Annotated in this window: 13 protein-coding genes and 1 riboswitch; of the genes, 5 read left to right on the forward strand and 8 right to left on the reverse strand. The window is 71.8% G+C overall.

What is annotated here, in order from left to right; translation table 11 throughout:
* Window positions 1-144: 144 nt before the first annotated feature.
* On the forward strand, window positions 145-897 hold the full coding sequence (locus ABZ576_RS15595; protein WP_360740353.1) for an MBL fold metallo-hydrolase: 753 nt from the start codon (window positions 145-147) through the stop codon (window positions 895-897).
* Between the two features lie 79 nt (window positions 898-976).
* On the opposite strand, the gene ABZ576_RS15600 is transcribed toward ABZ576_RS15595, so the two are convergent.
* The gene (locus ABZ576_RS15600) at window positions 977-2242 is read right to left on the reverse strand and encodes a PTS transporter subunit EIIC (RefSeq protein ID WP_360740355.1); all 1266 of its coding nucleotides are present in this window, start codon (window positions 2240-2242) and stop codon (window positions 977-979) included.
* A 187-nt stretch (window positions 2243-2429) separates the two neighbouring features.
* Window positions 2430-3731: a PTS transporter subunit EIIC gene (locus ABZ576_RS15605; RefSeq protein WP_360740358.1), complete on the reverse strand. Its 1302-nt coding sequence runs from the start codon at window positions 3729-3731 to the stop codon at window positions 2430-2432.
* 187 nt (window positions 3732-3918) lie between these two features.
* Between ABZ576_RS15605 and ABZ576_RS15610 the strand changes: the two genes are divergently transcribed.
* From ABZ576_RS15610 to ABZ576_RS15620, 3 genes are all read left to right on the forward strand, one after another.
* On the forward strand, window positions 3919-4152 hold the full coding sequence (locus ABZ576_RS15610; RefSeq protein ID WP_360740360.1) for a PTS glucose/sucrose transporter subunit IIB: 234 nt from the start codon (window positions 3919-3921) through the stop codon (window positions 4150-4152).
* Window positions 4153-4230: 78 nt separating this feature from the next.
* The gene (gene rph, locus ABZ576_RS15615; protein ID WP_360740363.1) at window positions 4231-4965 is read left to right on the forward strand and encodes a ribonuclease PH; all 735 of its coding nucleotides are present in this window, start codon (window positions 4231-4233) and stop codon (window positions 4963-4965) included.
* A gap of 114 nt (window positions 4966-5079) precedes the next feature.
* Window positions 5080-5481 carry a hypothetical protein gene (locus ABZ576_RS15620; protein ID WP_360740365.1) on the forward strand — a complete coding sequence of 134 codons (402 nt, stop codon included), beginning with the start codon at window positions 5080-5082 and terminating at the stop codon, window positions 5479-5481.
* Between the two features lie 90 nt (window positions 5482-5571).
* On the opposite strand, the gene ABZ576_RS15625 is transcribed toward ABZ576_RS15620, so the two are convergent.
* Genes ABZ576_RS15625 through ABZ576_RS15635 form a run of 3 tightly spaced genes read right to left on the reverse strand, consistent with a single transcriptional unit; the run spans window position 5572 to window position 8171 of the window.
* On the reverse strand, window positions 5572-6534 hold the full coding sequence (locus ABZ576_RS15625; RefSeq protein WP_360740368.1) for an ATP-binding cassette domain-containing protein: 963 nt from the start codon (window positions 6532-6534) through the stop codon (window positions 5572-5574).
* Window position 6535: 1 nt separating this feature from the next.
* Complete coding sequence (locus tag ABZ576_RS15630; RefSeq protein ID WP_360740370.1) at window positions 6536-7378, reverse strand: ABC transporter permease; 843 nt, start codon at window positions 7376-7378, stop codon at window positions 6536-6538.
* Complete coding sequence (locus ABZ576_RS15635; RefSeq protein ID WP_360740372.1) at window positions 7371-8171, reverse strand: ABC-2 family transporter protein; 801 nt, start codon at window positions 8169-8171, stop codon at window positions 7371-7373. The genes ABZ576_RS15630 and ABZ576_RS15635 overlap by 8 nt, the downstream gene beginning before the upstream one ends.
* A 1256-nt stretch (window positions 8172-9427) precedes the next feature.
* Here ABZ576_RS15635 and ABZ576_RS15640 point away from each other — a divergent pair.
* The gene (locus tag ABZ576_RS15640; RefSeq protein ID WP_360740652.1) at window positions 9428-12328 is read left to right on the forward strand and encodes a transglycosylase domain-containing protein; all 2901 of its coding nucleotides are present in this window, start codon (window positions 9428-9430) and stop codon (window positions 12326-12328) included.
* A 9-nt stretch (window positions 12329-12337) separates the two neighbouring features.
* Here ABZ576_RS15640 and ABZ576_RS15645 read toward each other — a convergent pair whose 3' ends face one another.
* The 3 genes from ABZ576_RS15645 to ABZ576_RS15655 form a co-directional block, all read right to left on the reverse strand.
* Entirely contained in the window at window positions 12338-12658 is a 321-nt protein-coding gene (locus tag ABZ576_RS15645; protein WP_360740374.1) for a multidrug efflux SMR transporter, read from the reverse strand.
* A gap of 37 nt (window positions 12659-12695) precedes the next feature.
* Window positions 12696-12768, reverse strand: a riboswitch (guanidine-III (ykkC-III) riboswitch).
* Window positions 12769-12835: 67 nt separating this feature from the next.
* Window positions 12836-13195 (reverse strand): co-chaperone GroES, encoded by a 360-nt coding sequence (locus ABZ576_RS15650; RefSeq protein ID WP_014672972.1) that lies wholly within the window; start codon window positions 13193-13195, stop codon window positions 12836-12838.
* A gap of 22 nt (window positions 13196-13217) precedes the next feature.
* The gene (locus tag ABZ576_RS15655; protein WP_360740376.1) at window positions 13218-13547 is read right to left on the reverse strand and encodes a DUF3618 domain-containing protein; all 330 of its coding nucleotides are present in this window, start codon (window positions 13545-13547) and stop codon (window positions 13218-13220) included.
* Between the last annotated feature and the right edge of the window lie 31 nt (window positions 13548-13578).

Here is a 13578-nt window from a genome sequence, read left to right on the forward strand (position 1 = left end):
TTCGCCCACAACGGCCCCTGGCGGAGGAGCGACCCGCGCTTTCGCGCCTTACGCTCGACGCACCGCACGACCCCCGTCAGCCCTCTTCCTGAGTGGCCCCTCGTCCCGCCCAATCGGTTTCCCGCCAACGGAGGTTTCTGCTTCATGAAGCTCACCGTCGTCGGCTGCTCGGGGTCGTTCCCGTCCGCGGAATCGGCCTGTTCGAGCTACCTCGTCGAGGCCGACGGCTTCCGGCTGCTTCTCGACATGGGCAACGGCGCCCTCGGCGAGTTGCAGCGCCACTGCGGTCTCTACGACCTCGACGCGATCTTCCTGAGTCATCTGCACGCCGATCACTGCATCGACATGCTCGCGTACTTCGTCGCGCGCTACTACCGCCACGAGGGCGGCCGCTGCGCGCCCATCCCGGTCTACGGCCCGGAGGGCACCGAACACCGCCTGACCACGGCCTACGCGGACACCCCCTCCGCCTCCTCGATGAGCGAGGTCTTCGACTTCCACACGGTCAAGCCGTCCACCTTCGACATCGGCCCGTTCACGGTGCACACCGAGCGGGTCCGGCACCCGGTGGAGGCGTACGCCATCCGGATCGAGCACGCGGGGCGGTCGCTGACGTACTCCGGCGACACGGGCGTCACCGGGGTGCTGGACGAGCTGGCCCGGGACACCGACCTGTTCCTGTGCGAGGCCGCGTTCACGCACGGCAAGGAGAGCATCCCCGACCTGCACCTCAACGGCCGTGAGGCGGGCGAGTCGGCGGCTCGCGCGGGAGCGCGCCGCCTGGTGCTCACCCACATCCCGCCGTGGACCGATCCGGACGTCAACCTCAGGGACGCCCGCGAGGTGTTCGCCGGGCCGGTGGAACTGGCCGCTCCGCGGCTGGTGTACGAGATCTGAGCCCTTCCCCCGGCAGGTACGCCGAAGGCCCCCGGAACCAGGCGGGTTCCGGGGGCCTTCGACGGTGGTGCGGGCCGGGTTACTTCGCCTCGGCCTTCTGGAGCTCCGCCAGTTCCTCGTCGGACTCGCGGCCCGGCGTCGGCAGGTTGAACCGCACGATCGCGAACCGGAAGATCACGTAGTAGACGGCCGCGAAGCACAGGCCGACCAGGACCAGGCCCCAGGGGTTGCTCGCGATGCCCAGGTTCAGTCCGAAGTCGACCGCGCCCGCCGAGAAGCCGAAGCCGTCCTTCATCCCCAGCGACCAGGTCAGCGCCATCGAGACGCCGGTGAGGACCGCGTGGATCGCGTACAGGACCGGGGCGATGAACATGAAGGTGAACTCGATGGGCTCGGTGACGCCGGTGACGAAGGACGTCAGCGCCAGCGAGAACATCATGCCGCCGACGACCTTGCGGCGCTCGGGCCGGGCGCAGTGCACGATGGCGAGGCAGGCGGCCGGCAGGGCGAACATCATGATCGGGAAGAAGCCGGTCATGAACTGGCCCGCGTGCGGGTCGCCGGCCAGGAAGCGCGCGATGTCACCGCTCTTGCCGTGGTACTCGCCCGCCTGGAACCACGGGAACGAGTTGAGCAGGTGGTGCATGCCGATCGGGATCAGCGCACGGTTGGCGACACCGAAGATGCCCGCGCCCACCGCGCCGGACTTGACCAGCCACTCGCCGAAGTTGTGCAGACCCGTGCCGAGGACCGGCCAGATGTAACCGAAGACGATGCCGATGACCAGGCCGGCGAAGGCCGACAGGATCGGGACGAGCCGGCGGCCGCCGAAGAAGCCGGCCCAGTCGGGCAGCTTGGTGCGGTAGAAGCGCTGGTACAGCAGGGCCACGACGATGCCCATCACCACACCGCCGAGGACCTTGGCGTCCACCGGGGCGTTCTGCATGACGATCTTGCCGTCGACGACCGTCGCGACCTTCGGCAGGTTCTTGTCGGTGAAGGTGGCGAGGACGTTCTTGAAGACCAGGTAGCCGACGACCGCCGCCAGGGCCGTCGAGCCGTCCGCCTTCTTCGCGAAGCCGATCGCGATGCCCACGGCGAACAGCAGCGCCATGTTGTCGAGGATCGCGTTGCCGCCGGCCGCCATGAACGACGCTATCTTCGTCAGGAAGGTCGGGAAGGACGGGCGGCCCAGCATGTCGGCGTTGCCGAGGCGCACCAGGAGGGCGGCGGCCGGCAGGACGGCCACCGGCAGCATCAGGCTGCGGCCGATGCGCTGGAGCACAGCCATCACTCCGGCGCCCTTCTTCTTCTCGGCCGCGGGAGCGGCGGTGGCCGTGGTCACAAGTTCCTCCTGGGGGTACCGCCCAGCCGGGGCTGGGGGGAGGGCAGGGCGCCGCCCGGGAACCATGGAAGGGGACGGCAGCGTCTCTCTGGTCTACACCACCTGTGGTGTAGACCTGTTGTAGCACGATGAAGGCGGCATAAGGAACCCGCGAATCCGCTACCGCGGCGCTACACGCTGTGTGCCCTCAGACCCTGGTGACGTCGTCGACCTCGTCCACCGGCTCCCGCCCCGGCGTCTTCAGGTCGAACCGCGTGATCGCGAGGCGGAAGACGACGTAGTACACCGCCGCGAAGCACAGTCCGATGGGAATGATCGCCCATGGTTTCGTGGCCAGGTTCCAGTTGATGACGTAGTCGATCAGGCCCGCGGAGAAGCTGAACCCGTCGTGCACCCCGAGCGCCCAGGTCACCGCCATCGAGACCCCGGTGAGCACGGCGTGGACGGCGTACAGGGCGGGCGCGACGAAGAGGAACGAGTACTCGATCGGCTCGGTGATGCCGGTCACGAACGAGGTCAGCGCGACCGACAGCATCAGTCCGCCGATCTCCTTGCGGCGCTCGGGCCGGGCGCAGTGCGTGATGGCCAGGGCGGCGGCCGGCAGGGCGAACATCATGATCGGGAAGAAGCCCGAGGTGAACTGGCCGGCGTCCGGGTCGCCCGCGAGGAACATGTTGATGTCGCCGTGGACGGGCTTGCCGCCCGGCGGGGTGTAGGTGCCGAACTGGAACCAGATGGGCACGTTCAGGAACTGGTGCAGGCCGATGACGAGCAGCGCCCGGTTGGCGACACCGAAGACACCCGCTCCCCAGGACCCCGCGTCCCGCAGCCAGCCGCCGAAGCTCTCCAGGGCGCCGCCGACGGGCGGCCACACCCACAGGCACAGGGCGGCGAAGGCGATGGCGACGAACGCCATGATGATCGGCACGAGCCGGCGGCCGTTGAAGAAGCCCAGCCAGTCCACCAGTTTCGTCCGGTGATACCGGGCCCAGAAGAAGGCGGCCAGCAGCCCCATCACGATGCCGCCGAACACCCCCGGGTTCTGGAAGGTGAACGGGGTCACCGTGCCGACGCCCGCCCCGACGCCGACCTGGCAGCCGACGTCCGGGACCGCCGTGGAGCCGCCCGGGCACCGCTCGGGGAACTGGTGCAGCACGCTCCAGTAGACGAGGAACCCGACCACCGCCGCGAGCGCGGTCGAGCCGTCCGACTTGCGGGCCATGCCGATCGCGACGCCGACGCAGAACAGCAGGGGCAGGCCGAGGGAGCCGTCGAGCAGGGCGCCGCCCGCGCCCTTCATCACCTTCGAGACGTCGGTCCAGCCCAGGCCGTCGGCACCGAACACGTCCGGCTGCCCCAGCCGGTTCAGGATGCCCGCCGCCGGCAGCACCGCGATGGGCAACTGGAGGCTGCGGCCCATCTTCTGCAAGCCTTGGAACAGGGTGTTCCAGCGGGCGCGGGCGGGGCTGACCGTGTTCTCGGCGCTCATGCGCGTCCCTTTCCGGCCGCTCGACCGGGACGCGGTTTGGCGACCTTCCCCACGGTGGTGTAGACCAGTCGGCGGACGGTTCCGCTGTCGTGATCGCCATCATTCGGCACGGACGGCATGACCGCTCGCGAAGATGGGCCAACTGTGGGTTACTGCGACAAAGCGGTTCGGATCAGGGAGAAGGAACATGGCCAGCAAGGCTGAGAAGATCGTCGCCGGCCTCGGCGGCATCGGCAACATCGAGGAGATCGAGGGCTGCATCACCCGGCTGCGCACCGAGGTGTCCGACCCCGCCCTGGTCGACGAGGCCGCACTGAAGGCCGCCGGCGCCCACGGCGTCGTCAAGATGGGCACCGCCATCCAGGTCGTCATCGGCACCGACGCCGACCCGATCGCCGCGGAGATCGAAGACATGATGTGAGCCGGCGCGCTCACCGTGACAGGGGCTCTTCCCGATGCGGGAGGAGCCCCTCGCGCGGCTACGGATAGGCTCGGCGGCATGTCTCGCATCGACGGCCGTACCCCCGAACAGCTCCGCCCGGTCACCATCGAACGCGGCTGGAGCAAGCACGCCGAGGGCTCCGTCCTCGTCTCCTTCGGCGACACCAAGGTCTTCTGCACCGCCTCGGTCACCGAGGGGGTCCCGCGCTGGCGCAAGGGCAGTGGCGAGGGCTGGGTCACCGCGGAGTACGCCATGCTGCCCCGCGCCACCAACACCCGCGGCGACCGCGAGTCCGTCAAGGGCAAGATCGGCGGCCGGACGCACGAGATCTCCCGGCTCATCGGCCGCTCCCTGCGCGCCGTCATCGACTACAAGGCGCTCGGCGAGAACACCGTCGTCCTCGACTGCGACGTCCTCCAGGCCGACGGCGGCACCCGCACCGCGGCGATCACCGGCGCCTACGTCGCCCTCGCCGACGCCGTCGCCTGGGCCCAGCGCAAGAAGCTGGTCAAGGCGGGCCGGCAGCCGCTCACCGGCACCGTGAGCGCCGTCTCCGTCGGCATCGTCGGCGGCGTCCCGATGCTCGACCTCCGCTACGAGGAGGACGTGCGCGCCGAGACCGACATGAACGTCGTCTGCACCGGCGACGGCCGCTTCGTCGAGGTCCAGGGCACCGCCGAGGCCCAGCCCTTCGCCCGCGACGAACTGAACGCCCTGCTCGACCTCGCCGTCGCCGGCTGCACCGAACTGACCGCGATCCAGCGGACGGCACTGGCCGCCACCCTCGCGTAAAGAAACCTTCAAGGCCCGGGGCAACCCGCCGGGCCTCCGAGACGTCCTCGTGGGTACGGGCGCGCAGCTCAACGGCGTGCGCCCGGCCAGCCGTACCAGGGGAGGGAACCCGCCATGCCCGCCAGCCGACGCCGAGGCCGGCTCACCGCCGTCGCCGCCGCCGTAGCGACCGCCGCGCTCACCGCCGGCCTCACCACCGGCTGCGACGCCGTGGACAAGGCGCTGGACTGCGTGCAGACCGCCGATGCCATCGCCGACAGCGTCACCGACCTCCAGCAGGCCGTGGAGGACGCCGCGAACGACCCCTCCCAGGCCGACGCGTCGCTCGACGCCATCGAGAAGAGCCTGCGGAAGATCGGCGACAAGACGGACGACGCCGATGTGAACAAGGCCGTGGACGACCTGCGCGAGGCCGTGGGCAACGTGCGCACGGCCATCAAGAACGGCGACGAGACGCCCGACGTCGGCCCGGTGACGGACGCGGCCGGGGAACTGACGAAGGTGTGCACGTCGTAGCCAGCGCGACGAGCGCCGGCGGGGGACGCGGACAGCGCCCCCCGGCCCTCCACTCCACTCCACTCCACTCCGCTCCCGGCCCGGCCCGGCCTAGGAAACCGCCTTCCCGACGTACATCCGGGCGATGACCGCCTCGATGTCCGGCTCCCGCACCGACAGGTCCACCAGCGGATAACGGGCCGCCAGGTGCGCGACCAGCGGCGCCGCCGACTGTCCGGCCGGGAACGCCAGCCACTGCCGCGGCCCGTCCACCCGCACCACCCGCGCCGCCGGCACCTCCACCGGCGGCAGCTCCCGCTCCAGGTCCACCACCAGCGTCCGTTCGCTCTCCGCGACCCCGTGCAGCCCCGCGAGCGCGCCGTCGTACACCAGCCGCCCGCGGTCGATCACCATCACCCGCGAGCACAACTGCTCGATGTCCTGCAGGTCGTGCGTCGTCAGCAGCACCGTCGTGCCGCGCTCGGCGTTCAACTCCCGCAGGAACCCCCGCACCCGCGCCTTCGACACGACGTCCAGGCCGATCGTCGGCTCGTCCAGGTACAGCACGTCCGGATCGTGCAGCAGGGCCGCCGCGATGTCCCCGCGCATCCGCTGCCCCAGCGACAGCTGCCGCACCGGCACGTCCAACAGGTCGCCCAGCTCCAGCAGTTCCACGAGACGCTCCAGGTTCTCCCGGTACCGGGCGTCCGGAATGCGGTACATGCGGTGCGCCAGCCGGTAGGAGTCGACCAGCGGCAGGTCCCACCACAGCGTGGTCCGCTGCCCGAACACCACCCCGATCCGGTGCGCCAGACGCGTCCGCTCCCGCGCCGGATCGATGCCCGCCACCCGCAACCGCCCCGCACTCGGCGTCAGGATCCCCGTCAGCATCTTGACCGTCGTCGACTTCCCGGCACCGTTCGGCCCGATGTACCCGACCATCTCCCCGCGCGCCACGGTGAACGAGATCCCGTCCACCGCCCGCACCTCGCGCCGCTCCCGCCTGAGGAACCCGGTCCTCCGCCGTACCTCGAAGACCTTCTCCACCCGCTCCAGTGCGATGAAGTCACCCACGCTAGCTCCCTGTGCCCCGGTACGAACGAAGTCCCGCCCGCCAGGCCAGCCACGCCGGCCCCCAGCACGCCACCGCCACCAGCGGGGAGGTGAACGCGACCCACTCCGGCAGGCCCAGCGGATACGGCCGCCCCAGCACGTACGTCGCGGGCAGCCAGTTGACGAAGGCCAGCGGCAGCACGAACGTCACCCCGCGCACCAGCTCCTTCGCGAACACCGTCGGCGGATACTGCAGCAGCGTCGTACCGCCGTAGGTGAAGGCGTTCTGCACCTCCGCGGCGTCCTGCGCCACGAACTGGAACGCCGCCCCCGCCACGAACACCGCGCAGAAGATCGCGCAGCCGCTCACCACCACCACCGGCATCAGCAGCAGCCGGTCCACCGTCCAGTCGATGTCCACCCGGGTCAGCGACCAGCCCAGCACCAGCGCCCCCTGGGTCACCCGGCCCAGCCGCCGGAGCGCGAACCGGTCCGCCGCCACCTGCGCCAGCACCGGCGCGGGCCGCACCAGCAGCGTGTCCAGCGTGCCGTCCCGCACCCGCCGGCCCAGCCGCTCCATCGACCCGGCCACCAGGTCCGCCAGCCCGAACGGGACCGCCGACAACCCGTACAGGAAGGCCACTTCGGGCAGCGGGTAGCCGCCGAGCGCGTCCACCCGGGAGAACATCAGCATGATCGCGACGAAATCGAGGAACGTCGCCGCGAAGTTCCCGAACGTGGTCATGGCGAAGGAGGCGCGATAGGCCATCGTGGACCGCACCCACATCGCCGCGATCAGCCGGTACGCCCGCACGCCCTCCGCCAGCCGCCGCGCCCGCGGCGCCGCCAGGCCCTCCTCAGCCACCCTGCACCACCACCCGGCGCGTCGCCGCGGACTGCACCAGCCGCCCGGCACCCAGCAGCACCACCGCCCACGCCGCCTGGAAGACGTACGTGCGCACCGGGTCCCCCGGCCCGAGCAGGACGTCCGCCGGGGCCTGCAGCAGCGCGGACCACGGCAGCGCCCGTACGACCTCGCCGAGCGTGCCCGGGAACACGTTCAGCGGCAGCAGCATCCCCGAGCAGAAGAAGCCCGTCAGCCACGTCATCTGCGCCACACCGGTGCCGTCCAGCAGCCAGAAGGTGCTCAGCGCCACCAGGTACCGGATGCCGAACCCGACCAGCATCGCGAGGAGGACGGCGCCGAGGAACGCCGCCCAGGTGCCGGCGTCGGACGGCAGGTACGCCGGGAAGCCCAGCGCGCCCAGCGCGAACGGCACCAGCCCGCGCCCCAGCAGCTGGAAGAAGGCCCGGCCGAGATCCGCCGCCAGCCACCACAGCTGGAGATCGGCCGGCCGGTACAGGTCGATCGCCACGTCCCCCGTACGGATGCGTTCCATCAACTCGTCCTCGACACCGCCGCCCCCGAGCGCGAGCGTCGACAAAAAGGCCTGCCCGAGCCAGACGTAGGTGATGGCCTGTGCCTGGTCGTACCCGCCGAGGTGAGGCCTCTCGTCCCATAGCGCGCGGTATGTGTAGACGAGGATCAGTCCGAAGACCGTGTTCGTGAAGACCCCTGCCGCAGTGGCGGCCCGATAGGTCGCGTACCGTCGGAACCCCCCTGCCGCGACGGCCGCGTACAACCGTCCCGCGCCCACGCCAGTCGACCTCCTTGGACTGCTCGACACCGAAGCGCAGGAGCCTAGTCCGGAGGCCCGGTGGCCGGCCACGCGTTTCCGGCCGGAAGCGTGCCGGAATCCGGGAACGGAACGCCAGGTGCGAGAGTCTTCCAACAGGGGGAGCGCAGAAGCGTACGAGGCGTACGGGAACGTACGACGCGAAACAGGAGTCCGTGCACGAGATGAGCGACGAGCCGCAGCCGCAGCAGCCGAACGAAGGCGTGGCACCGAAACGGCCGCTGCCGGCTGAAGGGCCCGGGAACCCGGGGGGCCGCAAGAAGGGGACTGAGCGCCCCGCCACCTCTGCCGCAGACGGCGAGAAGAGCGGCGCGGGCGGCGCCGCCGGGGACCCGGAGACCCCCAGGGGCCCGAGCCCCCGCCCGGCCGACGGCACCGGACGGGCTGCCGACGGCACCGGACGGGCCGCCGACGGCACCCGTGGCGCCGGAACGGCCGCGCCCGGGGGTGACCGGCCGGCGGGCTCCGGGGCCCAGGACCGGACGGCATCGATCGCCCGCGCCCGCCAGGCGGCCCGCGGGGCCCGGACCGAGCGGACGGGCGCTGCCGGTACGGCGGGCGCTGCCGGCACGGCGGGCACCGGCGGTGCTCAGGGTTCCGGCCGGGGTCCGGTGTCCGACGGTGGTCAGGCTTCCGGCCGGGGTCCGGCCTCCGACGGTGGTCAGGGTTCCGGTGCCTCGGCCTCCGGGAGGGTGCCCGGCACCAGGAAGCCGGCCGCGCCCGGGGCCCCGCACGGCTCCGAGCAGGTTCCGTCGGCCGAGAGCACGCAGGTGCTCCGGCGTATCACCCCGCCCAGGGGACCCCAGACGCCGCAGGGCGGTTCCACGCCCGCGGACCGGCCCGGCACGCCCGGCCGGCAGGACCAGCCCGGCAAGACGGCCGGTGCCGACACCGGTTCCGGCAGGACGATCGGCGCTCCCGGCGGGGCCGGCAAGGCCACCGGTGCTCCTGGAGCTTCCGGCAAGGCCACTGGTGCTCTCGGAGCTTCCGGCAAGGCGGCCGGCGCTCCCGGCGGCTCCGCCAACCCCACCGGCGCCCCCGGAGTCCCCCGGAAGGCCGCCGGTGTGCCTGGAGGCCTTGGCAAGGCCGCCGGTACGCCCGGAGGCACCGGCAAGGCCGGCGGTGCCCCGCAGGGCTCCGCCGCGGCCGCCGGTGCCGGTGGGGCCGCGGGAGCCGGCAAGGCCGCCGGTGCGGGACAGCCGGCCGAGACCACGCAGGTGCTGCGGCGGGTCGCCGCTCCCCGCCCGGGCGAGCCCGGCGCAGCCGGTACGGCGCCGGCCTCCCCGGCGGAGCCGAACGCCACCGGCGGTACACCCCGCCCCGACGCTCCCCGCCCCGGCGGCCAGAACCGCACGCCCGGATCGGCCGGCACCGGTCAGAACCGCACGCCCGGATCGGCCGGCACCGGTCAGAACCGCGCGTCCGGACCGGCCGGCGCCCCCGCTCAGCCCTCCGCGGCCGCCGCGCGTGCCGCCCGCGCCGCACGCGCGGCCGGGAAGGCCGGCGCCGCGGGTGCCGCCGGCGCCGCCTCCGCCCAGGCCGCAGGCGCCGGTGCCCACGCCGCTGCCGGTACCGCCGCCGGCGCCGGTGCCAAGGCCGGTGCCGCGGCCGCGCACGGCGCCGCCGGCTCCACCCGCCCCGGCAACGCCCCCGCCGGCCCCGCCGGAACCCGCCCCGCAGGATCCGGTCCTGCCGGGACCCGCCCCGGGGATTCCGCCGAGGCCGAGACCACCGCTCTCGCCGCCGCGGACGGTGGGACCGCCGGAGGCAAGGGCAAGAACGGCAAGAACGGCAAGAACGGCAAGAAGGGCAAGCGGCCCAAGCGGACCGGATGGCGGCGGATTTTCCCGACCTGGCGCATGGTGCTCGGCACCTTCGTCGTCGGCGTACTGCTCCTCGTCGGCCTGTTCTTCCTCGGCTACTCCCTCGTGAAGATCCCGCCGGCCAACGCGTTCGCGACCAAGCAGAGCAATGTCTACCTGTACGCCGACGGCTCGCAGCTGGCCCGCGACGGCGAGGTCAACCGCGAGAACGTCAGCCTCGCCCAGGTCTCCAAGCACGCCCAGCACGCCATCCTGGCCGCCGAGGACCGCGACTTCTACACCGAGTCCGCCGTCGACCCCAAGGCCATGATCCGGGCCGGCTGGAACACCGCGACCGGCAAGGGCAAGCAGTCCGGCTCGACGATCACCCAGCAGTACGTGAAGAACTACTACCTGGCCCAGGAACAGACGGTCACCCGCAAGGCCAAGGAATTCTTCATCGCCATCAAGCTCGACCAGAACAAGTCCAAGGACGAGATCCTGGAGGGCTACCTCAACACCAGCTACTTCGGCCGCAACGCCTACGGCATCCAGGCCGCCGCCCAGGCCTACTACGGCAGGGACGCCGCCGACCTCGACCCGGCCCGCGCCGCCTACCTCGCCGCGCTCGTCAACGCGCCGAGCGAGTACGACGTCGTAGCCCACCCGGAGAACAAGAAGGCGGCCCTCGCCCGCTGGAACTACGTCCTCAACGGCATGGTCACCAAGGGCTGGCTCAGCGCCTCGGAGCGCGCCGGCATGAAGTTCCCGATGCCGAAGGAGCAGACGATCTCCACCGGCATGTCCGGCCAGCGCGGCTACCTCGTGGAAGCGGTCAAGCACTACCTGACCACGAACAACATCATCGACGCCGACCACCTCGCGGCCGGCGGCTACCGCATCACCACCACCATCCAGAAGGACCGGCAGGACGCCTTCGTCAAGGCCGTCGACGACCAGCTGATGTCCAAGCTGGACAAGAAGAACCGCAAGGCCGACACCTACGTCCGGGCCGGCGGCGCCTCCGTCGACCCCAAGACCGGCAAGGTCGTCGCCATGTACGGCGGCGTCGACTACGTGAAGCAGTACACCAACGGCGCCACCCGCGGTGACTTCCAGGTCGGCTCGACGTTCAAGCCGTTCGTGTTCACCTCCGCCGTGGAGAACGGGTCCACCACCCAGGACGGCCGCACCATCACCCCGAACACGGTCTACGACGGCACCAACCAGCGCCCGGTCCAGGGCTGGAGCGGCGGCGCCTACGCCCCCGAGAACGAGGACCAGCGGTCGTACGGACCGATCACCGTGCGCAAGGCCACCGACCTGTCGGTGAACTCGGTGTACGCGCAGATGGCCGTCGACGTCGGCCCCGCCAAGGTCAAGCAGACCGCGATCGACCTCGGCGTCCCCTCCGACACCCCGGACCTCCAGCCGTACCCGTCCGTCGCCCTCGGCACCGCCACCGCCAGCGTCCTGGAGATGGCGGAGGCGTACGCCACGCTCGCCAACCACGGCAAGCACGGCTCGTACACCCTGGTCGAGAAGATCACCAAGAACGGCAGCGACCACATCCAGCTGCCCGACCAGCGGGCCAAGCAGGCCGTGAGCCGCGAGGCCGCCGACACCACCACCGCGGTCCTGCGGAGCGTGGTCGAGTCCGGCACCGCCACCGCCGCGCAGGCCGCCGGCCGCCCGGCGGCCGGCAAGACCGGTACCGCCGAGAGCGACACCGCCGCCTGGTTCGCCGGCTACACCCCCGACCTGGCCACGGTGGTCTCCGTGATGGGCCAGGACCCGGTGACCGCCAAGCACATGCCGCTGTACGGCGCGCTCGGCCAGGCCCGTATGAACGGTGGCGGCCCGCCCACCCAGATCTGGGCGCAGTACACGCGCGACGCGCTCCAGGGCAAGCCGGTCCGGCAGTTCGACCTCGAGCTGGCGGAGGGCGCCGACCGGATCCAGGAGCCGCCCGCCACCGGCACCACCGAGCCGGGCACGGGCGGCGAGGACGACGACGGCGCCTCCGCCACCCCGACCGACGGCGCGACGGCCACCCCCACCGACGGCGGCGCGACCGCGACCCCGACCGACGGCGGCGGCACCGGCACCCCGACCGACGGCGGGACGACCACCGACGGCGGCGCCACCACCAGCGGCGGCGACACGACCGGCGGCGGGACGACCACCGGCGGAGACACGACAGGCACCACGACCGGCGGCGACACGACCGGCGGCGGGACCACGGGCGGTGATGCCACGGGCATCGGCGGTGTCAACGGCACCGGCGGGGGCACCGGGGGAGGCCCCGGCACCTGACGCGCCGGCTCAGTGACCGCTGGTCGCCTTCAGCCCGACCACGGCGACCAGCAGCAGGCCCACGAAGAAGACCCGGGCGGCGGTGACCGGCTCACCCAGCACCACCATGCCGAGCACCGCCGCCCCGGCCGCGCCGATGCCCACCCAGACGCCGTAGGCGGTACCGATGGGCAGGGACTTCGCGGCGTACGACAGCAGGACCATGCTGGCGACGATGCCGGCGCCGGTGAACAGGCTGGGGACGAGGCGGGTGAAACCCTCGCTGTACTTCATCCCGATCGACCAGCCCACTTCCAGCAGACCGGCGACGACGAGCAGGACCCAGGCCATGACAGGCACCTCCAAGACGTGACGACTCTCTTTCCGGGGTGCGTCGTCTTTGCCTTCGACCCGGTACGGCGCGTCTCGTCGGGTTCCTCCCGAACATAGCAAAAGCACCACGAAGAGGGCCGGTGACCATCGTCACCGGCCCTCTTCGTGATGTGTTCCAGATGTTTCCCAGGCGGTCTAGAGGTACAGCCCCGTGGAGTCCTCCGACCCCTCGAACCGGTCCGCGGCCACGGCGTGCAGATCGCGCTCGCGCATCAGCACGTACGCCACACCCCGCACCTCGACCTCGGCCCGGTCCTCCGGGTCGAACAGGACCCGGTCGCCGGGCTCCACCGTCCGGACGTTCTGGCCGACCGCGACGACCTCGGCCCAGGCCAGCCGCCGCCCGACCGCCGCCGTGGCGGGAATCAGAATGCCGCCCCCCGACCGCCGCTCGCCCTCACCGGTCTCCTGCCGCACGAGAACCCGGTCGTGCAGCATCCGGATGGGCAGCTTGTCGTGATGGGGAGTGCTGTGCTCGTTTCTGTTGGCGCTCACGCCTCGAACCTACCTGCCCCGCTCAGTCCCTGCGCCGCCGGGCCCCGAGGGACAGCAGCCCCACGACCCCGACGACGAGCAGCGCGACGGGCACGACCCGCTCCAGCCGAGGCGCCCCCTCCTCATCGACGAACTGCGCCCGGACGTCACTGACGACCCGGTTGACCTGCACGTACGCCCGCCCGACCGTGTGGTCGGCATGAGCGATGACCTTGGCCTTCGCATCCCCGACGATCGTTTTCGGATGCACCCGCACCCCGATCTCGTCGAGCGTCTCGGCCAGCACTGCACGGCGACGCTTGATGTCCGCCTCGATCTGCGCCGGGGTTCTGGTGTCCGACGTGTCCGCCACCGTACGGCCTCCGAAGTCTGCCGAAATCTGC

The organism is Streptomyces sp. NPDC013455, from assembly GCF_040632975.1.
Classification (GTDB): Bacteria; Actinomycetota; Actinomycetes; order Streptomycetales; family Streptomycetaceae; genus Streptomyces.

What these genes read in the sequence shown, in the direction of transcription:
- ABZ576_RS15610 (WP_360740360.1), top strand. Translation starts at nt 3,919, where the DNA reads ATGGCCAGCAAGGCTGAGAAGATCGTCGCCGGCCTCGGCGGCATCGGC.
- ABZ576_RS15605 (WP_360740358.1), bottom strand. Translation starts at nt 3,731, where the DNA reads ATGAGCGCCGAGAACACGGTCAGCCCCGCCCGCGCCCGCTGGAACACC.
- ABZ576_RS15645 (WP_360740374.1), bottom strand. Translation starts at nt 12,658, where the DNA reads ATGGCCTGGGTCCTGCTCGTCGTCGCCGGTCTGCTGGAAGTGGGCTGG.
- ABZ576_RS15620 (WP_360740365.1), top strand. Translation starts at nt 5,080, where the DNA reads ATGCCCGCCAGCCGACGCCGAGGCCGGCTCACCGCCGTCGCCGCCGCC.
- rph (WP_360740363.1), top strand. Translation starts at nt 4,231, where the DNA reads ATGTCTCGCATCGACGGCCGTACCCCCGAACAGCTCCGCCCGGTCACC.
- ABZ576_RS15595 (WP_360740353.1), top strand. Translation starts at nt 145, where the DNA reads ATGAAGCTCACCGTCGTCGGCTGCTCGGGGTCGTTCCCGTCCGCGGAA.